At 68.3% G+C, this 25,428-nt stretch carries 28 protein-coding genes; 10 read left to right on the forward strand and 18 right to left on the reverse strand.

Annotated elements, in window-relative coordinates:
* Positions 1-63 precede the first annotated feature (63 nt).
* From phnC to NHN26_RS05580, 8 genes are all read right to left on the reverse strand, one after another.
* Positions 64-891, reverse strand: a complete 828-nt coding sequence (phnC, locus tag NHN26_RS05545; protein ID WP_253088515.1) for a phosphonate ABC transporter ATP-binding protein — start codon at positions 889-891, stop codon at positions 64-66.
* Between the two features lie 68 nt (positions 892-959).
* Positions 960-1,136, reverse strand: coding sequence for a hypothetical protein (locus NHN26_RS05550; protein WP_253088516.1), 177 nt, complete (start codon positions 1,134-1,136; stop codon positions 960-962).
* Between the two features lie 91 nt (positions 1,137-1,227).
* A complete protein-coding gene (phnD, locus tag NHN26_RS05555; protein ID WP_253088517.1) occupies positions 1,228-2,175 on the reverse strand; it encodes a phosphate/phosphite/phosphonate ABC transporter substrate-binding protein in 948 nt (315 codons plus the stop codon).
* 112 nt (positions 2,176-2,287) lie between these two features.
* A complete protein-coding gene (locus NHN26_RS05560; protein WP_253088518.1) occupies positions 2,288-2,866 on the reverse strand; it encodes a c-type cytochrome in 579 nt (192 codons plus the stop codon).
* Entirely contained in the window at positions 2,866-4,128 is a 1,263-nt protein-coding gene (locus tag NHN26_RS05565) for a PQQ-dependent sugar dehydrogenase (RefSeq protein WP_435594176.1), read from the reverse strand. Before NHN26_RS05565 ends, NHN26_RS05560 begins: the two co-directional genes overlap by 1 nt.
* Positions 4,129-4,536: 408 nt before the next feature.
* Positions 4,537-6,108, reverse strand: a complete 1,572-nt coding sequence (locus NHN26_RS05570; protein WP_253088519.1) for a hypothetical protein — start codon at positions 6,106-6,108, stop codon at positions 4,537-4,539.
* 44 nt (positions 6,109-6,152) lie between these two features.
* A complete protein-coding gene (locus NHN26_RS05575) occupies positions 6,153-6,869 on the reverse strand; it encodes a winged helix-turn-helix domain-containing protein (protein WP_424511160.1) in 717 nt (238 codons plus the stop codon).
* Between the two features lie 6 nt (positions 6,870-6,875).
* A complete protein-coding gene (locus NHN26_RS05580; protein ID WP_253088520.1) occupies positions 6,876-7,169 on the reverse strand; it encodes a hypothetical protein in 294 nt (97 codons plus the stop codon).
* Positions 7,170-7,367: 198 nt separating this feature from the next.
* Here NHN26_RS05580 and NHN26_RS05585 point away from each other — a divergent pair, with 198 nt between their 5' ends.
* The 4 genes from NHN26_RS05585 (at position 7,368) to NHN26_RS05600 (ending at position 10,566) form a co-directional block, all read left to right on the forward strand.
* The gene (locus NHN26_RS05585; RefSeq protein WP_253088521.1) at positions 7,368-7,799 is read left to right on the forward strand and encodes a hypothetical protein; all 432 of its coding nucleotides are present in this window, start codon (positions 7,368-7,370) and stop codon (positions 7,797-7,799) included.
* A 118-nt stretch (positions 7,800-7,917) separates the two neighbouring features.
* On the forward strand, positions 7,918-8,568 hold the full coding sequence (rnhB, locus tag NHN26_RS05590; RefSeq protein ID WP_253088522.1) for a ribonuclease HII: 651 nt from the start codon (positions 7,918-7,920) through the stop codon (positions 8,566-8,568).
* Between the two features lie 98 nt (positions 8,569-8,666).
* Positions 8,667-9,770 carry a site-specific DNA-methyltransferase gene (locus NHN26_RS05595; RefSeq protein ID WP_253088523.1) on the forward strand — a complete coding sequence of 368 codons (1,104 nt, stop codon included), beginning with the start codon at positions 8,667-8,669 and terminating at the stop codon, positions 9,768-9,770.
* Positions 9,771-9,927: 157 nt separating this feature from the next.
* Positions 9,928-10,566, forward strand: coding sequence for an NAD(P)-dependent oxidoreductase (locus NHN26_RS05600; protein WP_253088524.1), 639 nt, complete (start codon positions 9,928-9,930; stop codon positions 10,564-10,566).
* Between the two features lie 15 nt (positions 10,567-10,581).
* Here NHN26_RS05600 and NHN26_RS05605 read toward each other — a convergent pair whose 3' ends face one another.
* Both NHN26_RS05605 and mutY read right to left on the reverse strand, forming a co-directional pair.
* Complete coding sequence (locus NHN26_RS05605) at positions 10,582-11,721, reverse strand: alkane 1-monooxygenase (protein ID WP_253088525.1); 1,140 nt, start codon at positions 11,719-11,721, stop codon at positions 10,582-10,584.
* A 65-nt stretch (positions 11,722-11,786) separates the two neighbouring features.
* The gene (gene mutY / locus NHN26_RS05610; RefSeq protein WP_290442832.1) at positions 11,787-12,848 is read right to left on the reverse strand and encodes an A/G-specific adenine glycosylase; all 1,062 of its coding nucleotides are present in this window, start codon (positions 12,846-12,848) and stop codon (positions 11,787-11,789) included.
* Between the two features lie 84 nt (positions 12,849-12,932).
* Here mutY and NHN26_RS05615 point away from each other — a divergent pair, with 84 nt between their 5' ends.
* From NHN26_RS05615 to NHN26_RS05625, 3 genes are read left to right on the forward strand one after another with little or no spacing between them, the layout of a single operon-like run.
* Complete coding sequence (locus NHN26_RS05615; RefSeq protein ID WP_253088526.1) at positions 12,933-13,451, forward strand: DUF721 domain-containing protein; 519 nt, start codon at positions 12,933-12,935, stop codon at positions 13,449-13,451.
* 13 nt (positions 13,452-13,464) lie between these two features.
* A complete protein-coding gene (locus NHN26_RS05620; RefSeq protein ID WP_253088527.1) occupies positions 13,465-14,127 on the forward strand; it encodes a DsbA family protein in 663 nt (220 codons plus the stop codon).
* Between the two features lie 3 nt (positions 14,128-14,130).
* A complete protein-coding gene (locus tag NHN26_RS05625) occupies positions 14,131-15,288 on the forward strand; it encodes a CaiB/BaiF CoA transferase family protein (protein WP_253088528.1) in 1,158 nt (385 codons plus the stop codon).
* On the opposite strand, the gene lpxK is transcribed toward NHN26_RS05625, so the two are convergent.
* The 6 genes from lpxK to NHN26_RS05655 all read right to left on the reverse strand — a co-directional run bounded on the left by lpxK (position 15,260) and on the right by NHN26_RS05655 (position 21,463).
* Positions 15,260-16,261 (reverse strand): tetraacyldisaccharide 4'-kinase, encoded by a 1,002-nt coding sequence (lpxK, locus tag NHN26_RS05630; protein WP_253088529.1) that lies wholly within the window; start codon positions 16,259-16,261, stop codon positions 15,260-15,262. The two genes, NHN26_RS05625 and lpxK, sit on opposite strands and share 29 nt — an antisense overlap.
* Positions 16,261-17,433 carry a 3-deoxy-D-manno-octulosonic acid transferase gene (locus NHN26_RS05635; RefSeq protein WP_253088530.1) on the reverse strand — a complete coding sequence of 391 codons (1,173 nt, stop codon included), beginning with the start codon at positions 17,431-17,433 and terminating at the stop codon, positions 16,261-16,263. Before NHN26_RS05635 ends, lpxK begins: the two co-directional genes overlap by 1 nt.
* Positions 17,434-17,444: 11 nt before the next feature.
* The gene (locus tag NHN26_RS05640) at positions 17,445-17,690 is read right to left on the reverse strand and encodes a DUF4170 domain-containing protein (protein ID WP_132693343.1); all 246 of its coding nucleotides are present in this window, start codon (positions 17,688-17,690) and stop codon (positions 17,445-17,447) included.
* 80 nt (positions 17,691-17,770) lie between these two features.
* Complete coding sequence (locus tag NHN26_RS05645; protein ID WP_253088531.1) at positions 17,771-18,544, reverse strand: 3'(2'),5'-bisphosphate nucleotidase CysQ; 774 nt, start codon at positions 18,542-18,544, stop codon at positions 17,771-17,773.
* Positions 18,531-19,877 (reverse strand): TldD/PmbA family protein, encoded by a 1,347-nt coding sequence (locus NHN26_RS05650; protein WP_253088532.1) that lies wholly within the window; start codon positions 19,875-19,877, stop codon positions 18,531-18,533. The genes NHN26_RS05645 and NHN26_RS05650 overlap by 14 nt, the downstream gene beginning before the upstream one ends.
* Positions 19,878-19,960: 83 nt before the next feature.
* Positions 19,961-21,463, reverse strand: a complete 1,503-nt coding sequence (locus tag NHN26_RS05655) for a DUF2125 domain-containing protein (RefSeq protein ID WP_253088533.1) — start codon at positions 21,461-21,463, stop codon at positions 19,961-19,963.
* Positions 21,464-21,602: 139 nt separating this feature from the next.
* On the opposite strand from NHN26_RS05655, the gene NHN26_RS05660 reads away from it, so the two are divergent.
* Positions 21,603-22,358, forward strand: a complete 756-nt coding sequence (locus NHN26_RS05660; protein ID WP_253088534.1) for an SDR family oxidoreductase — start codon at positions 21,603-21,605, stop codon at positions 22,356-22,358.
* Positions 22,355-22,969 carry an enoyl-CoA hydratase/isomerase family protein gene (locus tag NHN26_RS05665; RefSeq protein ID WP_253088535.1) on the forward strand — a complete coding sequence of 205 codons (615 nt, stop codon included), beginning with the start codon at positions 22,355-22,357 and terminating at the stop codon, positions 22,967-22,969. Before NHN26_RS05660 ends, NHN26_RS05665 begins: the two co-directional genes overlap by 4 nt.
* Before the next feature lie 56 nt (positions 22,970-23,025).
* Here NHN26_RS05665 and NHN26_RS05670 read toward each other — a convergent pair whose 3' ends face one another.
* Together NHN26_RS05670 and NHN26_RS05675 are read right to left on the reverse strand one after the other, a co-directional pair.
* Complete coding sequence (locus NHN26_RS05670) at positions 23,026-23,655, reverse strand: VPLPA-CTERM sorting domain-containing protein (protein ID WP_253088536.1); 630 nt, start codon at positions 23,653-23,655, stop codon at positions 23,026-23,028.
* A gap of 202 nt (positions 23,656-23,857) precedes the next feature.
* A complete protein-coding gene (locus tag NHN26_RS05675; RefSeq protein WP_253088537.1) occupies positions 23,858-24,724 on the reverse strand; it encodes a branched-chain amino acid aminotransferase in 867 nt (288 codons plus the stop codon).
* A gap of 186 nt (positions 24,725-24,910) precedes the next feature.
* Between NHN26_RS05675 and NHN26_RS05680 the strand changes: the two genes are divergently transcribed.
* Positions 24,911-25,426, forward strand: a complete 516-nt coding sequence (locus NHN26_RS05680; protein WP_132693351.1) for a MarR family winged helix-turn-helix transcriptional regulator — start codon at positions 24,911-24,913, stop codon at positions 25,424-25,426.
* Positions 25,427-25,428 lie beyond the last annotated feature (2 nt).

Raw genomic sequence — 25,428 nt, forward strand, 5'->3', positions numbered from 1 at the left:
GCTTCCACCGCGTCGGATAGGGGCCCGGGGACACGCCCGGGGACACGGGGGCGGCGGTGTCGGTCACAGCGCCCTCATCATCTTCTTGGCCTCGTCGCGCTGTTCGGCCTCGGCGGCCTCGTCCTCGGCGGCGGCCTGGCGCATCGCGGTCCAGTCCTCCTCGCCATAGATCTGGGTCAGGACCGCCTCGGTCAGCCCCGTTGCCGGACCGTCGAAGACCACCCGGCCCGCCTGCAACCCGATGATCCGGTCGGCGAATTGCTGGGCCAGGACCACGTCATGGATGTTGATGATCGCGGGCAGGCCGCTTTCGCGGCAGATCTCGACGATCAGCCGCATGATCTGGCGGCTGGTCTTGGGGTCGAGGCTCGCGGTGGGTTCATCCACCAGCAGCAGCTCGGGATCCTGTTCCAACGCCCGGGCGATGCCCACCCGCTGGCGCTGCCCGCCCGACAGCGCATCGGCGCGCTTGTCGGCATGGGCCGACAGGCCGACGCGATCGAGCAGGCGAAACGCCTTGGCAATGTCCTCGCCCGGGAAGCGGCGGGTGAAGCTGCGCCAGAACGGCACGTAGCCCAGCCGCCCGGACAGCACGTTCTCCATGACCGTCAGCCGTTCGACGAGGGCGTATTCCTGAAAGATCATCCCGATCCGCCGCCGCGCCCGGCGCAGTTCGCCCGCGCGCAGGCGCGTGATGTCCAGATCGTTCAGCCGCACCGTCCCCTCGGTCGGCTCCACCAGCCGGTTGACACAGCGGATCAGCGTGGACTTGCCCGCGCCCGACGGCCCGATCAGCCCCACGACCTGCCCCTTTGGCACGGTAAAGCTGACATCGGTCAGCGCCTTGTCGCCGGTCTTGTAGACCTTGGTCAGCTTGTCGACGGTCAGCATGGGGCCTCCGTTCGGGACAGGGAAAACGGCAGGCGAGGGGCGCCTGCCATGCGCATGTTAACAACGGGTCAGTTGCAGGTGTGACTGATGCCGGTCGCGGCACCGAACTCGCGCAGCACCGACCGGTGTTCCTGAAAGGTGATGGGCATGAACTCGTCCATGTCGAAGGGTGCGCAAGCAGCCCCATGCGCCACACCGGCATGCATGGCCGGCGCTGCCACCGAGGTGACGCGGGTCTTCATCATGGTCGTTCTCCCTGACCGGGCCGGCGGGACAGTCCCGCCGGCACGACGCCTTGGCCGGGGCGCACAGCCCCGGTCCGTGACATTCCTGGTGTCAGTTACAGGTGTATTGCACGCCCATGGCTGCATCAATCTCGCGGATCACCGACCAGTTGTCCTTGAAGGTGATCGGGATGAACTGCGCCTCGCCCGAGCGCTCGAACTCGGCCTGCAGTGTCGTGCCTTCCCAGTCGAAGCTGAAGAACGCCTCGCGCACCTTTTCCTGCAGGTCGGGATGCAGGTTGTAGACCGTGCCGTAGCCGGTGGTGGGGAAGGTGTCGGACTGGTAGATCACGACCAGTTGATCCTCGGTAATCACGCCACGGTCAAGCATCCGCGCCTTCACCGAGTTGGCGATGGCGGCGGCATCGTAATCCTTGTTCGCGACGCCAAGGATCGAGTTGTCATGCGCGCCCGAGAAGGCCGGGGTGAAATCGGCGCCGGCTTCCATGCCATATTGCGCCGCCAGCAGCGCCGAAGGAGCCTTGAACCCCGAGTTGGAGGTCTCGGAGGTGAAGGCCATGGTGCGGCCCTTGATGTCCTCGACCTTCTCGATGCCCGAACCGGGATAGGTGATGAACTCCATCTCGTAGCCGAAGCTGCCATCGGCGGCGGCCATCATGGCAAAGGGACGGAAACCCGCACAGGCCACCGCCAGCGGGTTCGAGCCGGTGTTGAAGCCCGCCACATGCAGACGGCCCGCGCGCATCGCCTCGATCTGGGCGGCGTTGGACTGGACCGGGAAGAACTGCACCGGCTTGCCGGTCACGGCCTCCATATGGGTCAGGAAATCCGACCAGGCTTCGGCATAGACGGACGGGTCCTCGACCGGCGTGTAGGCGAAGATCAGGACCGAGGGGTCAATCCACTGGGCGGCATCCTCGGGGATGTCGGCGATCAGGTCGCCATCGGCATCGGAGAAGCGCGCATCAAGCTGGAAGGCGGCGGCGGGCAGCGCCAGCACGGCGGACAGGGCGACGGTCGAGAAGAGACGTGCGATCATTGGACGAGACCTCGGAATTGGAAGGGACTGCCCGGCGGGTAGTCTGGCCATATGAAGATCCCCTGACGGTTCTGTTAACTTTTTATGACAGACGCCACCCGATTCGTCCGGGCTATTCGATCGGGGCGATGTCAAGCCGGATGCGCGCATACCAGTCCGCGGCGGCCCGGATTTCCTCGTCGGTCATCTCGGCAGCGATTTCGGACATGATCGCATGACGGCGCTTGCCGCTGCGGAACGCCTTGAGCTGGGTGTCGATGTAGATGTTGACCTCGCCCGCAAGGTTCGGCGCATTCAGCGCGACCGAAATGCCGTCGACCCCGTGGCAGGACACGCAGGCAACCGGCGCATCGGCGGCGCTTACGCCGTCGGGCAGGGTTGCCGTGGCGACATGCGCGGCATACCAGGCAGCCACGTCGGAAATCTGCTGCGCCGACAGGCTCGTGGATACGACCGACATGATCTCGTGCTCCCGCGCGCCGGTCTTGAAGGCCATCAGCTGGGCCTCGATATACTCCTTCGGCTCGCCGCCGATATGGGGCGCGATCGGGACCTGCGCGTAGCCGTCCAGCCCATGACAGGTCCGGCACATGTTCGCGACCTGCCGTCCGGCCTCCGGATCCTCGGCCAAGGCAGGGCCGCCCCCGGCGAGCGCAAGCCCGCCGAGGACGAAAGGCACCGAAAGCCGCATTACTCGGCCGGTGCCGGGTTGTAGGCGATGCGCCAGATCGCGCCCGCGAAGTCGTCAGAGATCAGCATCGAACCATCGGGCAGGAAGGCGATGTCCATCGGACGGCCGCGGTATTCGCCCGTCTCCTCGTTCAGCCAGCCATCGGCAAAGACCTCGGTCCCGGCGGCGTTGCCGTCTTCGTCCAGCGTGGTGAACATCACGCGGGCGCCGACCGGCGTGGTGCGGTTCCACGATCCATGCTGGGCCGAGAAAATGCCGCCGCGATACTTCTCGGGGAAGGAATTGCCCCGGTAGAAGCTCATGCCCAGATCGGCGGCATGGGCCGGCATCTCGACCTGCGGTTCAATGAACTCGACGCCCTCGGGACGCGGCACGTTCCTGTATTCGGGGATCTCGACCCGCGCATTGGTCCAGGGGAAGCCGAAATGCTGGCCCGCCGCGGTCTGCCGGTTCAACTCGCCCGGCGGGATGTCGTCGCCCATCCCGTCGACCTGGTTGTCGGTGAACCACAGATCGCCATTCGCCGGGTTGAAGTCATGGCCGACCGAATTGCGGATGCCGCGGGTATAGACCTCGCGGCCCGATCCGTCGGTATTGATCCGGATGATGCCGCCGATGCCGATCTGGTCATACATCTCGTGCTTGTCGACTGGCTGCACGTTGTAGGGCTGACCGAGCGAGATATAGAGCTTGCCATCCGGCCCCACGCGACAGACCCGGGCGGTGTGGTTGAAGCTTTCCTCCTCGGGCGGGACCAGTTCGCCCTGCGCCACCACGACGCCCACGGCCGGGTCCGGACCCTCGAAGAAGAACTCCGCCGCCGGGAAGACGAGAACGCGGTTGCGTTCCGCGATGTACAGGAACCCGTCGCGCGAGAAGCACGGCCCGTTGGGGATGTCGAAGGTGATCGAGGGGGCGAAATCCATGACCTGATCGGCCACGCGGTCACGGTCGCGGTCGACCACCGACCAGACCTTGTCCTTGCGCGTGCCGACGAAGACGACCGTTCCCTGCGGTGCCACCGCCATCGAGCGGGCATCGGGCACGACTGCGTAAAGGCTGATCTCGAAACCCTCGGGCACGTTGATATGCGGAACAATGGCGTTGAGCGCCGCGGCCCTGTCCCCTTCCTGGTCGACGAAGGTAAAGGTCGCATCCGTGCGCTGCATGTTCGTCAGCCTGTCCATGTTGTCCTGCGCCGCAAGCGGCACGGCCATCACGGTGCCGAGCAACATCCCGGCCAACACGCGTTTCCTGAGCATTCGTTTCCTCCCTGTATCGGCGAATCCCGTGCGACGGGAACTCTCATGTCGCTCCTCCCGCGACATCCTATCCTTTGGACCCGGCTTGAGTTTCTTGTCAATTATTATAATCTAAACAAGGGCTTGGATGGATTTCTGGCACAATAGAAGCGTCGCCGGAAGGCTTGCCCCCGGACGAAACGGCGATGCGCCGCCTGCAATCGAAACCCTGGGCGCATTCAGGATGCGCCGCCCTCCACCGCACGACACCCCGACACGAGCCTCCCTCGTTCCGCCCCTGTCAGCGGACCAGCCTCGTGCAGTATCTCCGAAAAACGGCCCTCCCGCCTTCGCCTCCCCTGGACCGACAGGTTAGATCAATGCGGCATTGTCCGTGGTAGTAGCTTGCTACTACATCCGCGCGCGGCATCACTCCGCGAAGTTCAGCGCGGGCCTGCCGGCCTCCGAGCGGTCGATCCGGTAGCGCGGCCCACCTGCCGGGCGCAGATCGTCGAACGCGACGAAACGCTCGCGCCCATCGGCCCAACGCCGGATCCAGCCCAGTTGCCTTCCGTCGAGGTCATGGCGCGCCTCGTCCGACCATGGCGCGGTCCAGAACAGCACGGGATCGAAGCCGACGCCGCGCCCGGCCGCGTCATAGTCGATGGACAGAAGCCTGGGCTCGCCGCCGGGACCGGGCGGGCCATAGCTGCGCCGCTGATGCGCGGGAAAGGCGACGGTGACGAAGCCGGGCGCGCTGTCCTGCGCCCCGTTATGGGCAAAGACGCCGATATCCACGCGCGCATGGCGGCGGCTGTCATACTCGTCGCCACCGCCGGGCGCGGGCAGCGTCCAGGGATCGTGCCAGTCGATGACGATCCGCGCGCGCCGCCCCTCGGGGTCGAGCGGCTCGATCCGCACGCGGCCGGGATCGCCCGCCAGCAGCCGCCAGTCGAAGCGCAGCGGGCGGCCGTTCGGATCCGCGGTCTCCTCGGCGCTGAGGATCATCTCGCGCTGCCAGTCGAAATCCCGCCAGATCCGGGCAATCGCCGATGGCGTGTCGAACAGCCGCTCATCCAGCCCCGCCAGCCCCGCCTCCTGCCGGAATCCCTCGTCGATCACGCGCAGCCGGACCATGGGCGGGATCTCGTCCGCCCGCATCCCGGCGGCCTGGGCCACCATCCGCCCGATCCGGATCTGGCCGGGTTCGAAGGCGGCGGGATGGGCGCGGCCCGACAGGTACTCCTCGCGACTGCCGACCGTGGAGAGGTTGCGGCGCAGGATCATCTGGATCACGGGCGCCACAAGCCCGTGATCGCGCAGCGCGGCCATCGTGTCGGCGGGAAAGGCGGCCAGCGTCATCGCAATGGCGATCAGGAACCGCCGGTCGGATCCGGACGAGCCCTGGCTGGTGATCGTGTAGGGCCAGTTCGCGGGAAACAGATCCTCTGCATCATGGTCGCGATGCTCGGGATAGATGTAGATCGCGTTGCGCTGGAAAAGCTCCGCGGCAAGCTGCGGCCCCATCGGTCGGGTCATGGCAAGGCGCACAAGGCTGCGCGGGGCCGGTCCGTAGGTCAGCGCGGTCGAGGAGTTGCCCAGCACGATCACGGGCAGATGAATCTGGCCCGCCAGACCGTAATCGCGCCCCGCCTCGACCAGATCGGGCGCATAGACCAGCCGGGCAAGGCGCGGGAACAGGTCCGGGTCCAGCGGCGCATGGCCCCGGTCGCGGTTGTCGTAAAGGATGCCCGCAAAGCCGTTGATCCCGCCCTGCCCCGCCAGATGGCGCAGCAACCGCGCGCCGTCCTCTGTATTGCGCTCGCCGACGATGGGCAGGCTCCGGTCCTCGGCGGGCAGCGCCAAACCGGGGGCGGACCAGAGCCCCGGCGCGATCTCGGCCAGATCGGCGCGGGACAGGGTCACCTCTCCGGCAGCCGCCGCCAGCGGAAGCAGCAGCGCCACAAGGGCAAGGCGAAGGAACCGGAGAAGGTCGCGCATGGCCCGATCCTGACCCGGCGCGTCGCCTGCGTCCAGCGCAGGCTTCAGGTCATGCGGATCACGTCCTTGTCGATGGCCAGCATGTAGCCCCGCCGCGCGACGTTCTTGATCAGCAACTCGCTGACCATCTGGTTGCCCAGCGCATCGCGCAGCCGCTTGATCCGGGTCGCGCCCGCCGCCTCGTCGCAATCCTCGGCGCGGCGGCCCGAGATCGTCGCCTCGATCTCGGCACCCGACAGCATGTCGTCATCCATCCGCGCCTCGGCCAGCACCGACAGAGTCTCGATCGCGGCGGGCGTCAGCTTGAAGGCCATGCCGTTCAGGATCACCGTGTTCTCGGCCCGGTTGACCGTCAGCGACGAGACGCGAATCCCTGCACGCTCGATCTCGGACATCCGCCGGTTCAGGGTGATGATGGTCAGCAGGAACACCAGCGCCGCGATCAGCAGCGCGGTGGAAAAGACCAGCAGCACGAAGATCACCACCCGGTAGGAGGTCAGCACATCCGCGAATGCGGTGCCCGACTGGGCGAGGATCTCCAGCAGCTTGATCTCGGCGCCCGAGGTCAGGTCGTCATTCTCGACGAAGATGCGCTCGACCCGGATGTTGAAGGCGTCGGCATCGGGCAGGCTGAAGAACAGTACCCCCGCCGCGATCAGCAGGATCGCGACGATGGCGACCATCCCCATGACGACCACCCGCCCGGCCTGAAGCGGGCGGGCGGGCGCCTCGGCGTCGCTATCCGCAGGGGCGCGCACCATGTGGCCTCAGAAGCGCAGGAAGAACTGCCCGGCGCTTGCCTTGCGCTCGGCCAGCCCGTCCGCGCCGAAGATCGACATCACGTTCAGCAATTGCCAACCGTTGCGCCCGATCCGGCGGTCGATCTCGCGCGCGGCATCGCCCCGGCTGCCGCAGGCTGCGGCGGGCAGTTCGATCACGCCGTAATGCAGCCGCAGCGGGTTGTCCTGCTTGGCCTTGTAATCGGCATAGCACTGGGCCGAGGCGGCCCCCGCCATAAAGATTGCCGCCAGCGCGGCCAGGATGAGGTGATGCGTTTTCATGCGGCTGAGCATGGGCCAGCGCGCCGCGCTATTCAATATCACCCATGGCGCAAGGGGCTTCGCGCCAGCGGTTATCCGATAACAGGGGGGCGTTATTGCCTGTCAGTGCGCCCCGGCCGGATGGTCGACCCATCGCAAGGCCGGGCGGATCGCGTTCCCGCCGACTCGCCCCGGCGCCAACAGGAAAGGACCACGACCATGCCCCGCTTCTTCCTCGCCCCGCTTCTGGCCGCCGCCGTCGCGCTGACCCCGATTGCCGCCGCGCCCGCCCGCGCCGCCGACGATCTGGCCAAGATCCTGCTGGGTGCCGCGGCGATCTACGTCATCGTCGACAAGCTGGAGAGCAACCGCCGCGCCGTGAACCGGGTCGAGAAGAGCCAGGCCGCGGGCTGGCAATCCCCTCGCGGCTACAACCGGCACCAGGTGATTCCGGCAAGCTGCGTGCGCACGATCAACACCCGCCGCGGGCCCGAACGCGTCGTCACCGAACGCTGCCTGCGCAACGAAGGCATCCGCCGCCTGCCCGACCGCTGCGAGATCTCGGTGCGCGGCAACCGTGGCAGCGTCGATGCCTACAGGCTGAGCTGTCTGCAGAATGCCGGTTACCGGGTCGAGGGCCGGCGCCGCTGAGGCGACGGTTCGAGCAGGGCGCGGGGGGTTGAGGCCCCGCGCCGGGGGGCGGAGGGACGAGCAGCCTCCGCCCCCTTTTCGTGTTGCGGCCCGGCGCGAAGGGCGCTTGTGTCATCCCATGACCCGCGCCACGCCCCGACCGAACCCCGATTTCTCGCTGGAAACCGATGCCCTTGCCCGGGGCGCCCGCATCGTCGTGGGCGTGGACGAGGTCGGGCGCGGCCCGCTGGCAGGCCCCGTCACGGCGGCGGCGGTGCGGCTGGACCCAGCCGCGATCCCGCCCGGGCTGGACGATTCCAAACGGCTGACCCCCGCCCGCCGTGCTGCGCTTGCCAGGGCGCTGATGGACTGCGCCGAGGTCAGCATCGCCCATGCCAGCGTCGCCGAGATCGACAGCCTGAACATCCTGCGCGCCAGCCATCTGGCGATGTGCCGCGCCATCGCCGGGCTGAGCGCCCTGCCCGATCTGGCGCTGATCGACGGCAACCTCCTGCCCGTCGACCTGCCCTGCCCGGGCCTTGCCATCGTCAAGGGCGATGCGCGCAGCCTGTCGATCGCGGCCGCCTCGATCGTGGCGAAAGAGGCACGCGACAGGATCATGGTGGAGCTTGCGCAACACTTCCCCGGTTATGGCTGGGACAGGAACGCAGGCTATCCGACCAGGGCGCATGTCCAGGCGCTCCGAGATATTGGGGTCAGCCCACACCATAGGCGTTCGTTCGCGCCGGTGCACAACATATTGTATCAAGAAAATTCCGTAAGTGGCTGATTCAAAAAGGATTTGACGGCGAATCGGGTTTGACTCAAAGTCACCGCCAAGCAGCGACGCCCGCAACAAGGGCGCGCCACAAGAGGCAGTGACACGAGATGACCAAGGCGAAAGAGGCGGGGACGCTCCCGCTCAACACCATTCTTGCGGGCGATTGCATCGCGGCGATGAACGGCCTGCCCGAGGCCAGCATCGACCTGATCTTTGCCGACCCGCCCTATAACCTGCAATTGCGGGGCGATCTTCATCGGCCCGACAATTCCCGCGTCGATGCGGTCAACGACCACTGGGACCAGTTCGACAGCTTCGCCGCCTATGACCGCTTCACCCGCGACTGGCTGGCCGCCGCGCGCCGCCTGCTGAAGCCCAATGGCGCGATCTGGGTGATCGGCAGCTATCACAACATCTTCCGACTGGGCGCCGAGTTGCAGAACCAGGGCTTCTGGCTGTTGAACGACGTGGTCTGGCGCAAGTCGAACCCGATGCCGAATTTCAAGGGCAAGCGGCTGACCAACGCCCACGAGACGCTGATCTGGGCCTCGAAATCCGAGGGCGCGAAATACACCTTCAACTACGAGGCGCTGAAATCGCTGAACGAGGGCGTGCAGATGCGCAGCGACTGGGTGCTGCCGATCTGCACCGGCCATGAACGGCTGAAGGACGCCAAGGGCGACAAGGCCCATCCCACGCAGAAGCCCGAGGCGCTTCTGCATCGCGTGCTGCTGGCCACGACCAATCCCGGCGATGTGGTGCTGGACCCGTTCTTCGGCACCGGCACCACCGGGGCGGTGGCCAGGATGCTGGGCCGCGACTTCATCGGGATCGAGCGCGAGGAAAGCTATCGCAAGGTGGCCGAGGCGCGGCTGGCCCGCGTGCGCAAGTTCGACCGCGAGGCGCTGATGGTCTCGACCTCGCGCCGGGCCGAGCCGCGGGTGGCCTTCGGCGTGCTGGTCGAACGCGGGATGCTGCGCCCGGGCGAGGTGCTGGTCTCGCCACGCGGCAAGACCGCCAAGGTGCGCGCCGACGGCACGCTGGTCGGCCCGGACGTGACCGGCTCGATCCACCAGGTCGGCGCGGCCTTCGAGGGCGCCCCCTCGTGCAATGGCTGGACCTACTGGCACTACCGCCGCGAGGGCCAGATGGTGCCCATCGACGTCCTTCGCCAGCAGATCCGCGCCGAGATGGCCGAACGGCCGAACTAGACCCCATCGCTTACCGCCTGTGCCTGCGGCCTTCAGGCCGCCGCGCACAACCTTGCCCCGCCATTCCCGTGGCGGGGTTTTTTTTCGTGCGAAGCGGGCCGGGGGCCTCGGAATCGGCAAGGTCCGCCCTAATCTCTCAACCAAAAGGAGGTGTCACATGCGACTTCTTGTGATCGGAGCAAGCAAGGGCATCGGGCTTGAGACCGTGCGCTACGCCCTGCAACGCGAACATGACGTGCGCGCGTTCGCGCGCAGCGCGGACCAGATCGGGATCGAGGATGACCGGCTGGAAAAGGTGACCGGCGACGCGCTGAACCCCGAGGACGTGGCGGCCGCGCTGAAGGGCGTGGATGCGGTGATCGTGGCACTGGGCATTCCCAAGACGCTGGCCGGGATCGCCGAACGCACCACGCTGTTTTCCGACGCGACGCGGGTTCTGCTGCCCGCGATGGCGGCGGCGGCGGTGCGGCGGCTTCTGGTCGTCACCGGCTTCGGTGCGGGCGACAGCAAGGACAGGATCAGCACGGTCGAGAAGATCCCGTTCAAGACGCTGCTCAGCCGGGCCTATGCCGACAAGGACGTGCAGGAGGAGATGATCCGCGCCTCGGATCTGGACTGGACCATCGCGCGGCCGGGCATCCTGATGAACCGCCCGCCCAGCCACGCCTACGAGGTGCTAGTCGAGCCCGAGACATGGCGCAACGGCCTGATCTCGCGCGGGGATGTCGCACATTTCCTGGTCCATGCGGCCGAGGACGGCAGCCATGTCCACCAGGCGCCCGTCCTGATCCGCTAGACCGCACTCGCCGGTTCAGCTGCCCGCGGGCAAGGGCAGGCTGGCCGCGCGATAGGGCGTCCAGTCTGCGATGTCGGGGTAGTATTTCCGCCGCCACGCCCGCACGCGCGGGTTCATCCGCCGCCGCCACAGGGGCGGGATCATCGCCAGCGCCGTCATCGCCGGATAGCCCAGCGGCAATTGCGGCGCCTGCTCCTCGGGCCAGGTCTGCAGCAGCGGGAACCGGCGTTGCGGCTTGCAATGATGGTCGGAATGGCGCTGGAGGTTGATCAGCAGCCAGTTCGACGCGGCATGCGCCGCGTTCCAGCTGTGATGCGGCTTGACCGGCTCATAGCGGCCCTCGCCCAGATAGCGCCGGGTCAGGCCGTAATGCTCGACATAATTGGTCAGTTCCAGTTGCCAGACCGCGATGAATGCCTGCCACAGGAACAGCGCAAGCCCCGCACAGCCACCGATCCAGACCGCAATCCCGACCATCGCCAGTTGCAACGCGCCATAGCGCCAGAACGGGTTCGACAGGTGCCGGACCGGCCGCCCCGCCCGCGCAAGCATCAGCCGTTCCGCGCGCCAGGCCGATGGCAGGCCGGACGCCAGAACCCGCAGGAAATAGCGGAAGAACCCCTCGTTGTAGCGCGCGGTCACACCGTCGCGGGGGGTGCCGACATGGGGGTGATGGACCAGCAGATGCTCGGTCCGGAAATGGCTGTAAAGCACGGTCGACAGCAGCAGATCGCCCAGCCAGCGTTCCAGCCGGGTGCGCTGGTGCAGCAATTCATGCGAATAGACGATCCCCACCGTGCCCGAGAACACCCCCACGCCAAAGAACAGCGCGATGGTTTCAAGCGGCGACAGATGATCGCTGCGGCTGACCCACCAGAGCATGCCGAAGATCGTGACGAACTGGAGCGGGAACCAGATCAGCGTGATCAGCCGGTGCCAGAACAGGGCCTGTTCGGGCGTGTCAGGGTCCGGATTCGTCTCGTTCCGTCCCAGGATCGCGTCCAGCAGCGTGACCGCAACCCAGCCGTAAAGCGGCAGCAGGGCCAGCGCCCAGCCGCCGAAGGCCGCGCCCAGGATCGCCATGGGGATCATGCCCAGCGACATCCAGAACGGCAGGGCGGATTGCAGGGGCGAAAGCGGGGCCGTGTCGCTCATCGCGATCTTCCCATGGTTGCGCGCGCCAGTTCCATTGCCTCTATAGCGCGAAGCCGCGGGCCGGATCAATCGCAACCGACGCTGCCGCGGGCAAGGTCGAACGCCTTGCGCATCACGGTCGGCAGGTCCGAGGGACGGAAATCGTGCCGCGCAACGAAAGCGCCGCGCCGGGGCGCGCAGTCTGCGGGCAGGTCGGCCACGCGCAGCGCAAGGCGCAGGTGGAAATGGGTGAAGGTGTGGCGCACCTCGGCCCCCGGATCGCGCCACTCGGCATCGGCCGGGGGGGCACAAACAGGCTCTGTTTCGGCCCAATCCGTGCCCGGCCAGCCCTGCATGCCGCCCAGAAGCCCGCTTTCCAGGCGACGCTCCAGCAACCACGCGCCATCGCTTCGGCGACCGATATAGGCGATGCCAAGCCGCGTGGGTTTCGGCGGCTTCGCCAGCTTGCGCGGCAGATCGGCCGCGATGCCCTGCGCCCGCGCCGCGCAGGGCGCGCGCAGCGGGCAGATGCCGCAGGCAGGCCGCTTCGGCGTGCAGATCGTCGCACCCAGATCCATCACCGCCTGGGCATGATCGCCGGGGCGCCGCGTCGGCGTCAGCCGGGCCGCCAGCGCCGTCAGTTCGGGCTTGGCGGTCGGCAGGGGCGTCTGCACCGCGAACAGCCGCGCCATGACCCGTTCCACATTGCCGTCCACCACCGTCTCGGCCCGGTCAAAGGCGATCGCGGCGATCGCGGCGGCGGTATAGGGGCCGATGCCGGGCAGGGCCAGCAGCCCGTCGCGGCTGTCGGGAAAGCGCCCGCCATGGTCCCGCGCCACGGCCCGCGCGCATTTCAGCAGGTTGCGCGCCCTCGCATAGTATCCCAGCCCCGCCCATTCCCCCATGACCGCCGCATCCTCGGCCGCGGCCAGCGCCCCGACATCGGGCCAGCGCGCGGTGAAGCGATGGAAATAGTCGCGCACGGCGGCCACGGTGGTCTGTTGCAGCATCACCTCGGACAGCCAGACCGCATAGGGGTCGGGCTGCACCCCCGCCGCCCGCGCCGCGGGCCCCACCCGCCAGGGCAGGTCGCGGGCATGCATATCGTACCAGTCCAGCAAGGCCCGGCTCAGCTCCGCGTCACGCAATCTTTATGCCCCCGCCCCGGTCATTTGTCTGGCTGCCCGCACTCCTGCCGCTTAAGCTAGACGCAGGCAAGGGAAAGGACAGGTATGGCCAAGCCGGGCGACATTCACGGCCGCCGCAGGCGGGGGTTCGAGCCCGCCGCGACATTGCTGGCCCAGCGCATCCGCCGCGCGGGCGAAAAGCGCGGTTTCGCCGTGTCGCGCGTGCTGACCCATTGGGCCGAGATCGTGGGCGAGGACACCGCCCGCATCGCCCGTCCGGTCGAGGTGAAATATGGCCGCGAAGGTTTCGGGGCGACGCTGACCATATTGACCACCGGGGCCGTCGCGCCGCTGCTTGAGATGCAGAAGGACACGATCCGCGAGAAAGTGAACGCCTGCTACGGCTACAACGCCATCGCGCGGATCCGGCTGACCCAGACCGCGCCCACGGGCTTTGCCGAAGGCCAGGCCCAGTTCGCGCCCGCCCCGAAGCCAGCCCCCGCCCGGCCCGATCCGGCCGTCGCGTCAGAAGCCGCCGCCCTGTCCGGCGACGTGCATGACGAGGGGTTGCGCGCAGCCCTTGCGGCACTTGGCCAAAACGTCCTATCCCGCCCGAAACGCTAGGGAGACCCGTTCCATGATCCGCATCCTTTCGCTCTCGCTCGGCCTTGTGGCGCTGGCCGCCCTGGGCGGGCTGTGGCTGACCTCGACGCCAAGCCAGCCGCCCGGCCTGTCGCTGACGCCGATCCCGGCCGCCCATGCCGAGACGGCGCCGCAGGTCGAGTCCTTCACGCTGGGCGATCCCGATGCGCCGATCAAGCTCGAGGAATTCGCCTCGTTCACCTGCGGGCATTGCGGCACCTTCCATGACGAGGTGTTCAAGCAGCTCAAGGCGGATTACATCGACACCGGCAAGGTGCATTTCACCTATCGCGAGGTCTATTGGGACCCCTACGCGATCTGGGCCGGGCTTCTGGCGCGGTGCGGGGGCGAGATGCGGTTCTTCGGGATCGTGTCCACGATCTACCAGAAGCAAAGCGACTGGATCGACCCCAAGGATCCCTCGAAGACCGCCGAGAGCCTGCGCCAGATCGGACGGACCGCCGGGCTGGAGAATGACCAGATGGAGGCCTGCCTGAGCGATGCGGCACTGGCCGCCGCACTGCGCGACCACTCGGCCGAGATGACCGACAAGGCCGGGGTCAACGCGACGCCGTCGATCGTGATCGACGGGCAGCTCTACAAGAACATGCGCTATCGTGACCTGAAGAAGATCCTCGACGACAAGCTGGCCGGATAACCCATGGCGGCGCCGCTTTCCGGTCTGCGGGTCATCGAACTGGCCCGCATCCTGGCCGGTCCCTGGGCCGGTCAGATCCTGGCCGATCTGGGCGCCGAGGTCATCAAGGTGGAATCGCCCGAGGGCGACGATACCCGCCGCTGGGGGCCGCCCTTCGTCGAACGCGAAGGCGACCGCTCGGCCGCCTATTTCCACGCCTGCAACCGGGGCAAGAGATCTGTCGCCTGCGATTTCCGCACGCCCGAGGGGCAGGCGCTGGTGCGCGATCTGGCCGCCGGGGCGGATGTGGTGATCGAGAATTTCAAGGTCGGCGGCCTTGCGAAATACGGGCTGGATTACCAGTCCCTGTCGCGGCTCGATCCGCGTCTGATCTACTGCTCGATCACCGGTTTCGGGCAGGACGGGCCCTATGCCCACCGGCCGGGCTATGATGCGATCATTCAGGGCATGTCGGGGCTGATGTCGATCACCGGCACGCCCGATGGCCAGCCGCAGAAGGTGGGCGTGGCGGTGGCCGACATCTTCACCGGGGTCTATGCGGCAACCGCGATCCTGGCCGCGATCCACCAGCGGCAGGCGACGGGGCGCGGCCAGCAGATCGACATGGCGCTTTTCGACGTGGCCACGGCGATCACCGCGAACCAGGCGATGAACTACCTGACCACCGGGCAGGCGCCGCAGCGGCTGGGCAATGCCCATCCCAACCTCGCACCCTACCAGGTCTTCGACTGCGCCGACGGGCATATCATCATCGCGGTCGGCAATGACGGGCAATTCGCGCGGCTATGCGCGCTGCTGGGTCTGCCCGGTCTGGCGACCGACCCGCGCTTTTCCAGCAATGCCGACCGCGTGACCAATCGCGAGGCGCTGGCCGCAGGACTGACCGCGGCGACCCGCGGCTTTGCCAGGGACGATCTTCTGGCCGCCTGCGAGGGCGAAGGCGTGCCCGCCGGGCCGATCAACGACATGGCCCAGGTTTTCGCCGATCCGCAGATCCTTCACCGCGGGCTGGTGGCCACTCGCGACAGGGTGCCCGGTCTGCGCACGCCCATCGTGTTTTCCGATGTGGAACTGGCGCTGGACCGCGCCGCGCCGAAACTGGACGCGGATGGCGCGGCGATCCGGCAGGAACTCAGCCGCCGCCAAGCCCCAGCCGATTGAACGCCGTCTCCATCCCGGCCCAATCCGCGATGTCCAGCCGCACCGGAACCGTCAGCACCTTTTGCCTAAAACCGGACGGCAGGCGCACCGCGTCCTTTTCGGTGGTCACCAGTTGCGCCCCGATCAGCCTTGCCTCGGTTTCCAGCCTTGTCATCAGGGCGGGCGTCAACGGCTGGTGATCCTCCAGCGCCTCGGCCCGCATCAGCCGCGCGCCCAGCGCCTCGACCGTGGCAAAGAACTTCTCGGGATGGCCGATCCCGGCAAAGGCCAGCACGCGCAGCCCCGCCCAGTCCATGCCGGTTTCCAGCGGTCTCAGCGCGCCGGTCAGATGGGGCAGGGCCAACCGCTGGCCCCAGACGGATGCGAAATGGCGCTGGGCCGGGACCGGGCCGATCGACAGCACCAGATCGGCGCGCGCAAGACCCGCGGCCACCGGCTCGCGCAGCGGTCCCGCGGGGATCACCCGGCCGTTGCCGAACCCCTTGGCGGCATCGACCACGACGATCGACAGATCCTTGGCCAGCGCCGGGTTCTGGAACCCGTCATCCATCACGATCGCCTGCGCCCCGGCCGCCACCGCCGCGCGCGCGCCCGCAGCCCGGTCCCGCGCGACCCAGACCGGCGCAAAGGCCGCCAGCAAGAGCGGCTCGTCGCCGACCTCCGCGGCGCTGTGACCGCGTTCCTCCACCCTGACCGGGCCTTCCAGCCGCCCGCCATGCCCGCGGCTGACCACATGCGCCGCCACCCCGCGCGCCGCCAGCCGCTGCACCAGCGCGATCACCGTGGGCGTCTTGCCGGTGCCGCCCGCATTGATGTTGCCCACGCAGATCACCGGCACGCCGACCCGTTCGGGCAACCCGCGCCGCAACCGCCGCGCCGTGCCCAGCGCGTAAAGCGCGCCCAGCGGCGCCAGCGCGCGGGCCGCGATACCCGGAGCGTCGGGCGGGTTGAACCAGAAACCCGGCGGCCGCATCAGCCTGCCTCCGCCAGGGCAAGCGCCTCGATCATCCGGCGCATCACGCGCTCGGTCGCCGCCGACCCCTCGGTCGAGACCTCCCAGGCGGCGCGGGCCATCTCGGCGGCGCGGTCGGGCGACAGAAGGTCGGCCACCGCATCGGCGAGAGTCTGTTCGTCCCGCACCCGCCGCGCGGCCCTGGCCCCGGAAAGCCAGCGGTAATGCGTCGCGTGCGCGTCGGTGGTCGGGCCATGCACGATGGCCGAGCCCAGCGCCGCGGCATGGTAGGGATCGGGGCCGGGCGCGCCCGCCAGCGTGCCGCCGATGAAGGTCAGCGGCGCAAGCCGCAGCCAGAGCCCCAGCTCGCCCTCGGTATCGGCGACATAGATCTGCGTTTCGGTCTCGGGCTCCTCGTCCTCGGAGCGCAGCGATACCTCCCACCCCTCGCCCCGCAGCCGCCCGGCCAGCGACGGTCCCCTTGCGGGATCGTCCGGCACGAGCAGCAGCAACAGCCGGTGCGCCTGCCGGATCGCGCGGGAATGGGCCGCGACGACGACCGCCTCTTCCTCGGGCCGGATGCAGGCGGCCAGCCAGGCGGGGCGCGCGCCCATCATCCGGGCCAGAACCTCGCGTTCGGTCTCGCTGCAGCGCAGCACCGCACTGCCCTCGGACAGCGGACCGCAGGGGATCAGCTGGACCGACGACGCGCCCAGCGCGCGCAACTGCTCGGCACAGGCCCGGCTTTGTGCATAGATGCGATCGAAACGGCGCAGCATCCGCCGCGTCACCCCGCCGCCCAGCCGCCAGCGGCCGCGCCAGCTTTCGGGCAGGTCGCGTGCAATCAGGAACAGCGCAGCGCCGCGGGCATGGGCCTGGGCCAAGGCAGCCATCGGCAGGGTCTGGGGGTAGAAGACGGCGATATCCGGCCGCCAGTCCGCCACGAACTCGGCCGCGGCGCGCTGGCTGTCGCGCGGAGCGGCGGCAAGATGCAGCGCGCCCGGGCGAAGCAGCCCGCCGGTCCAGTCGGGCAGGCCATCCTCGCCGGTCACCAGGACCGCAAGATCCGGACGTTCGGAGTTCAGCATGCGGATCAGTTCGGCGGCGGCAGGCCGTTCCGCAGGTGGCGGCGCATGCAGCCACACCACCGGGCCATCGGGCCGCGTGCCCGGATCCTGCCCCCCGCCCGCCATCCGCGCCGCTTTCAGGTCCCGAGTTCCTCGGTCGGCCCGGCCTCGGCCTCTTCGTCGCGCAGGCGATGAATGTGGGCGATGAAGTAGCGCATATGGGCATTGTCCACGGTGCGCTGGGCCTCGGCCTTCCAGGCCGCATGCGCGCTGGCATAATCGGGGAACATGCCGACGATATGGATATCGTCGGTGTTGCGGAACACCGTCCGGCCGGGATCGACCAGTTCGCCGCCAAAGACCAGATGCAGGCGCTGGGTCATCGTCATCCCCCTTGGGTTCTGCCTTGCCGTCAGCCGCACCCTAGACCAAGCAAGGGGACCGTGAAAGGGCGCATCGGGGCTCAGGCCATCCGCGCGATCACCTCGTCATGCAGCGGCGGCGGCGCGGCGATCACCCCGCGCGAGATCGGGATCTCGGTGTTGAAGGCCAGCGCGGTGCCCGCACGATCGGTCACCCGCGCGCCCGCCTCGGTGGCGATCAGGCTGCCCGCCGCGGTGTCCCAGTCCCAGCTGTCCCGCAGCGTCAGCATCGCGTCGAACCGCCCCTCGGCCACCAGGCACAGTCGATAGGCCAGCGAGGCGCGCAGCGACCGGCGCAACCGCGGTGGCGGCCCGGCCCAGTGACACGGGTCGAGCGCGGGCCGCGCGGTCAGCACCGCGGCGCCGTCCAGCCGCGCCCGCCCGCTGGCCCGGATCGCCGCGCCGTTCAGCGTGGCCCCGCCCCCGGCGGTTGCGGCGTAAAGCTTGTCCAGCATCGGCAGATAGACCGCGGCGGCCACCACCCGACCCGCCTCGGCCACGGCCAGCGCATGGGCAAAGGACTTGTCGCCCTCGATAAAGGCGCGGGTGCCGTCCAGCGGATCGACCACGAAAACGCGCTCGGCGCCCAGCCGCGCGGGGCCGTCCTCGGTTTCCTCGGACAGCCAGCCATAGCCCGGCCGCGCCGCCATCAGGCGCTCGCGCAGCATCGCGTCGATTTCCAGATCGGCCTCGGTCACGGGGCCCTGATGGCCGGGCTTGTCCCAGACGCGCAGCTTGCGTCTCCAGTGGCGCTCGGCGATCCGGCCGGCGGCCTCGGCTGCCTCGATCAACAGCGCAAGGTCAGTCGCCGGCAAGCGTCAGCCCCTCGACCAGCAGGCTCGGCACCCGATGCGACTTGTGATCCCGGGCGTCATTCGCCGGAACGATCCGGCGCAGCATGTCGGGCAGGCTGCCGGCGATGGTGCATTCATTGACCGGCCAGGCGATCTGCCCGTTCTCGACCCAGAAGCCCGCGGCACCCCTGGAATAGTCGCCCGTGGTCGGGTTGATCGTGCTGCCGATCATCGAGGTCACCAGAAGCCCGGTGCCCATCTCGGCGATCAGGTCGTCGCGTGAGCGCGTGCCCGGCGTCAGCGTGACATTGCCCGAGGACGGCGACGGCGGCGAGGAGACGCCGCGCGCGGCATTCGCGGTGCTCTCCAGCCCCAGCTTGCGCGCCGTGCCCAGATCCAGCACCCACCCCGCCAGCACCCCGTCCGCGACCAGCGCACGCCGCGCGGTCGCCAGCCCCTCGCCATCGAAGGGGCGCGAGCCTGCGATGCGCGGCCGGTGCGGTTCGGCGATCAGCGACAGCCCCGCGGGCAGCACCGCCTGCCCCATCAGATCGCGCGCCCAGGAGGCGCCGCGCACGATGGCGGTACCGTTGATCGCCGACAGCAGATGCCCGATCAGCGAGGATGCCACCCGCTCGTCGAACAGCACCGGATAGGCGCCGGTCTTCGGCCGGCGGGGCGCGGCGCGTTCGATGGTGCGTTCCCCGGCGATGCGGCCGATTTCCTCGGGGCCGGGCAGATCGGCCTGATAGACGCGCGCCTCGTGGCACCAGTCGCGTTCCATGCCCGTGCCCTCGCCGCAGATCGCGACGCAGGATGTCGAGCGGATGGTCCGCTCATAGCCGCCCGCAAAGCCGTTCGTCGCGGCCAGGAACAGCCGCTGCCGGTCATAGCCCGCGCCCGCCGATTCGATCTGGGTGATGCCGGGAACGGCCCGCGCGGCCGCCTCGGCCCGGCGCGCATCCTCCTCCAGCATGGCGGGTTCGGGCTCGGGCGCGGGATCGGCCAGTTCCAGCGCGGCGATGTCGAGTTCGCGCGCGATCTGGCCGGGATCGGCCAGCCCCACGGTCGGATCCTCGGGCGCCTCGCGCGCCATGGCGACTGCGCGTTCGGCCATCTCGGCCAGCGTCGCGGGCCGCGTATCCGACGCGGAAACACATGCCTGCCGCCGCCCGATCAGCACGCGCAGCCCGATCTCGGTGCTTTCGGCGCGCTCGGCCTGTTCCAGCCGCCCGCCGCGCACGTCGATGGACAGCGAGGCCTCTGCAACCGCCAGCGCGTCCGCCGCGTCGGCACCGGCCTTGATCGCGGCATCCAGCAGCGCGGCGGTCAGCGTTTCGATTGTGTCGGGCATCGGGCCTCCGGCGATGGAACTGGCGTTCAGGTAGGCCGCCCGCGCCCCCCGCGCAAGCCTGCGCGAGGGGTCGGCGGCCGCGCTCAGCGCAGCCGCTGCCCGTTCGCCACCACCTGGCCGTCCGGCGTGACCTCGATCTGCGAACTCAGCGTGTCGCCCTCGCCGGTGGGCCGGGCGAACATGCCCAGCATCATCCGCATGCCCATCGCCTGATCCGCCGGAACCAGCCCCATCGCCACCAGCCGGTCAAGCAGCGTGTTCCCCCCCGCAAGCCGCAGCGCGATCCCGCCGGTGGGCCGGGGCATCCCGTCAAAGGTCACCTTGTCGGAATTGTCGAAGACGAAGGCCCCGCTGCCGGTCAGTTCGGCCCCGGCAAGGCTGAGCCTCAGGTCCTTGACGTTCAGCTCGTGCAGTTCGGCGGGCGCCTCGGACGACTGGGCGACCGCCGGATTGGTCAGGTCGGACAGCAGCCGCACCTTGCCCGACAGGTCGATCACCAGCGTCGCCGGATCGCGCGGCAACTGGCCCGAGGGGTCGAACATGGCCCAGAGGCCGTCGCTGATCGTCAGCCCGGCAATCCGGGTGAGCAGCCCGAAATCGGAGGGCGCCGCGCTCCGGACCATCGGCATGCGGAAGCTGAACGCGCTGTCGTCAAAGGCAAGGTCGATCCGCGGCAGCGGCAGCGCCGAGCCGGAAATCCCGATCTGCCCCCTGGTCGAGCGCACGTCGTACAGCATGCCGCCATCGGCCAGCGCGAAATCCAGCGTCCCGGGCCCAAGGGTTGCCGCGACATTCGTGCTTTCGCCCGCCTGCGCCATGTCCATGGCATAGGCCATGCCGCCATGGGCGATCTTGCCGGTCGAGGCGAAGCCTGCGGCCAGCATCGCGCCCAGATCCGTGGTCTGCATGCCCGCCGGAACCGTGCTGGACGAGGACACGACCATATCGGTCATCTCGCCGACCAGCTTGAAACGCGACCCGTCCTCGGGATTGGTCGCATTCATGTCCAGCCGCGCGGTGGTGGCGTTCAGGGTGCCGTCGATCCGCCCGGTTGCGCCCTCGGCCATCGTGTAGCCACCCGAAATCCCCCGCGCCGACATCTCCATCGCCATGTCCATCGGCTGGCCATCGACCAGCATCTGGTCGAGGGCAAAGGACGCCTCGGGCGCGGCGAAATCATAGGCGATGGCACCGGCATTGCCGCGGGCGGTCATGCTCAGGTCGCGCTGGCGCAGCGTCATCTTCATCTCGACGCGCTCGCCCGCCTCGGAAGTCGTTGACACGACCAGCGGGTATTCCGGCGCAAGGCGGATCGACACCGACCCGTCGCGGTTCTCGGTAAAGGCGATGTCGCCCATCGCACCCGAGGCCGAGCCGGTGGGGGTTTCCATCGCCATCGTCACGTCGCGGACGGTCAGGGTGTCGCCCGACTTCGTTTCGCTGCCGGAAATGGTCTGGCCCGACCGCTCGGCCAGCGCCTTCCACGAGGCCCAGACCTCGGCGGCGGTCAGATCGGCCGATGCCGGCGCGGCGATGGCCAGCGCGGCGACGATGGCCCCGGCAGAGGCCGAGATGCGCAGCAGCATGTGTTCCCTTTCATCGCAGGATGTCAGCCCTGAATGTCGGTGCTGGGCCGGGGGGAGTCAACGCCACGTTGCGCTGGCCTGCCGCGGGAGGCTGGGCTAGGACATGGCACACGGAATTGTGTCGGCGAGGAGGGGTGTCATGGGTGAATTGTCGGGCAGAAGCGTCCTGATCACGGGAGCCAGCCGCGGCATCGGCGCAGCCGCCGCGCGCGCCTTTGCCGAAGCCGGGGCCAGGGTGGCGCTGGCCGCGCGCAGCGAACAGGCGATTGCCAGCATCGCGCGCGAGATCGGCGGCGGGGCGATCGCCCTGCCCTGCGACGTGGCCGATTTCGCGCAGGTCGCGGACGCGGTGCGCGCCACGGTCCGGGCCTTCGGGCAGATCGACATCCTGGTGAACAACGCCGCCGTGATCGAGCCCATCGCGCGCTTGCAGGATGCCGATCCCAGCGAATGGGCGGCGGCGATCGACACCAACCTCAAGGGCGTCTTTCACGGCTTTCGCGCGGCCATGCCGGTGATGGCGGCGGCAGGCGGCGGCACGATCCTGACCATCGGCTCGGGTGCGGCCCATAACGCGATGGAGGGCTGGAGCGCCTATTGCACCGCCAAGGCCGGGGCCGCGATGCTGACCCGCTGCGCCGATCTCGAAGGCCGCGCGCAGGGCATCCGGGCGATCAGCCTGTCGCCCGGCACCGTCGCGACCGACATGCAGAAGACGATCCGCGACAGCGGCGTGAACCCGGTCAGCCGTCTGGACTGGGCCGAGCATGTCCCCCCCGCATGGCCCGCCCGCGCGCTGGTCTGGATGTGCAGCGCGGATGCCGACGAGTTCCTGGGCCAGGAGGTGTCGCTGCGCGAACGCGCCATCCGCCGCCGCGCGGGGCTGCCCTCGTGATCGGGCTGGACAAGGACGGCGCGCGCTGGGTTGTGACACTGAACCGGCCCGACAAGGCCAATTCGCTGACCCGCGCGATGCTGGGCGATCTGGACGACATCCTGGCCGAGGCGGCGCGCGAACGCATCGCGGCGCTGGTCATCACCGGCACGGGCAAGGTGTTCAGCGCGGGCGCCGATCTGGACGAGGCGCGCGCGGGACTGGCCACCGATCCGGTCTGGGAAAGCGTCTCGGGCCGGATCGCGGCGCTGGACGCGCTGACGGTGGCGGCGCTGAACGGCACGCTGGCGGGCGGTGCCTTCGGCATGGCGCTGGCCTGCGATCTGCGGCTGGCCGTGCCCGAGGCGAAATTCTTCTATCCGGTGATGAAACTGGGCTTCCTGCCGCAACCGTCCGATCCCGGGCGGCTGGCGGCGCTGGTCGGCCCGGCGCGGGCCAAGCTGATCCTGATGGGCGGCGCAAGGGTCGGCGCGGACGAAGCGCTGTCCTTCGGGCTGGTGGACCGTCTGGTGCCGCAGGATGGGCTGATGGCAGCGGCGGACGATCTCTTGGCCGCTCCGCTCGCCGCGTCGCCTGAACACCGGGCGGCCATCAAGGCGCTTCTCGAATAGGGGACGCCCTGAAGCAGGGCGCCCGCCTGTGTTATCCGGTCAGGCTGATGACGCCATCATGCAGCCTTGCGGCGGCGGCGCAGCGCGGCCATGCCGCCCAGGCCCGTCAGCAGCAGCAGACCCGCCGCCGGCACCGGCACCGGAGCGACCGCATAGTCCCCAAGGTTGGAGAGGAGCTGGACCTGCGTGACGTTCCCTTCGAAGAACCACATTGTCATGGAGTATGTGCCGTCCGGCCCCGCCCAATTCGCGTTGGAGTTGCTGCCTGGCGCACGGATGCCGTTGTACTCGAGGAAGGTATTGCCGTCGATGATCAGGCGGAAGCCGTCATCAGAGGTCACGCTGATGTTGTCGCCAGTGTTCAGTGAAACAAACCCGGTGAAGCGGAACACCGATTCCTGGATGTTTGCCGAGTTGGTCCCGACAATGGACCCTGCGTCGGCTGCAAGGAAATCCGACAGCGAACCGATTGCCCAATTGGCGCCGGCGTTGCCGTAGTTAAGTGCGGTGGACGTGAACGTGGCGGTCGGCGCACCCGCGGCCTGCGCGATCGCTTGGCTGAGGAAGTCCGGTCCGTCGATCGAGTTTGCGGGCGCGTCCCAGAACTCGCCGTTGAAGGTTGCCGCGGACGCTCCGCCAGCGGTCATGCAGCCGATGGTTGCGACTGCGATCAGATATTTACGCATGTCAGATATTCCCCCTTTAAATCAACTCATGAAGCGACCGAGCGCACACCCGGCCTTCGCGTGCCTGTGCACAGAGCGAAGGTTAACAAAAAAACGACACTCTCTCCACGTTTTTCCGCGTCGGCCTGTGCTGCCGGGGGCGTGCCATCGCGTCCCTGGCCGTGCAAGGACGTGGCGATGGGGCTGATCTGCCGGTCCCGCACTACGCACGCACGAGTTTCTCGTAGGCGTCGACCATCTCGCGGGCCAGCGCGCCGACCTCGAAACTGTAATCGCCGATCTGGCCCACCGGCGTCACCTCGGCCGCGGTGCCGGTCAGCCAGCATTGCTGGAAGCCTTCAAGCTCCTCGGGCATGATATGGCGCTCATGGACCTTGATCTGGCGGTCATGCAGCATCCCGATCACGGTCTGCCGCGTGATGCCGTTCAGGAAGCAGTCTGGTTTCGGCGTGTGCACCTCGCCATCCCTGACGAAGAAGATATTGGCCCCGGTCGCCTCGGCGACATAGCCGCGATAGTCGAACATCATCGCATCCGAACAGCCCTTTGCCTCGGCCGCGTGCTTGGACATGGTGCAGATCATGTAAAGACCGGCGGCCTTGGCCTGGCTGGGCGCGGTCTCGGGGCTGGGGCGCTTCCATTTCGAGATGTCGAGCTTGGCGCCCTTCATCTTGGCATCGCCGTAATAGGCGCCCCATTCCCAGGCCGCGACCGCCATGCGCACCGGGTTGCGGCGCGAGGCGACGCCCATATCCTCGCCCGCGCCGCGCCAGGCAAGCGCGCGCACATAGGCATCCGTCATGCCGTTGGCCTGCATCACCTGCGCCTTGGCCGCCTCGATCTCGTCGACGCTGTAGGGGATCTCGAAGTCGATCAGGCTGGCCGAGGTCCTCAGCCGCTCGGAATGCTCGCGCGACTTGAAGATCCGGCCGCCATAGGCGCGCTCGCCCTCGAAGACCGAAGAGGCATAATGCAGCGCATGGGTCAGCAGATGCACATTGGCCTCGCGCCAGGGCACCAGTTTGCCATCCATCCAGATAAAGCCGTCGCGGTCGTCATAGCCAGTCATTGCGCTTCCCCTTCGCTTGCCCATTCGGGGCGGTGTTTTTCCTAATGTTGCGCGAATTAGGTCCACTTCGGACATAATATTACGCCAAATCCACGGCTCGCTACCAGTTGAGTCTTGGAAAGTCAACAAGGCTGACATAAGATCGCCCCGGATCGGTCAGCGGTGATATCGGACAGGGGTGTGGGTATGTCACAGGGCGCATCCGCGGTTGCACAGAAGAGCGGCGAGAGCCTGCTGTTCCTGACCGACGACCAGATCCGAAAGGGGATCGAGGCGATGTTCTTCGCCTATCGCGGCTTCACCGCCGACCCCGACCGCATCCTTGACGAACATGGCTATGGCCGGGCGCATCACCGCGCGATCCATTTCATCCACCGTTCGCCGGGCACCACGGTCAACAACCTGCTGTCGATCCTTGGCGTCACCAAGCAGTCGCTGAACCGCGTGCTGCGCGCGCTGGTCGAGGACGGGTTGGTCGAGGCCCGCATCGGTCACCGCGACAAGCGCGAGCGGCATCTCTACCTGACCGAGGCGGGGGCCGCGCTGGAACAGAAGCTGTCGGACGCCCAGCGCGAACGCATGCGCGCGGCCTATCGCGCGGCGGGGCCGGTGGCGGTCGCGGGCTTCCGGCAGGTGCTCGAGGCGATGATGGACCCAGAGATGCGGCGCCATTTCGACGGGTTGTCGGACAGTTCGCGATGACG

The sequence above is a fragment of the Rhodovulum tesquicola genome, from assembly GCF_024128855.1.
Lineage (GTDB): Bacteria > Pseudomonadota > Alphaproteobacteria > Rhodobacterales > Rhodobacteraceae > Rhodovulum > Rhodovulum tesquicola.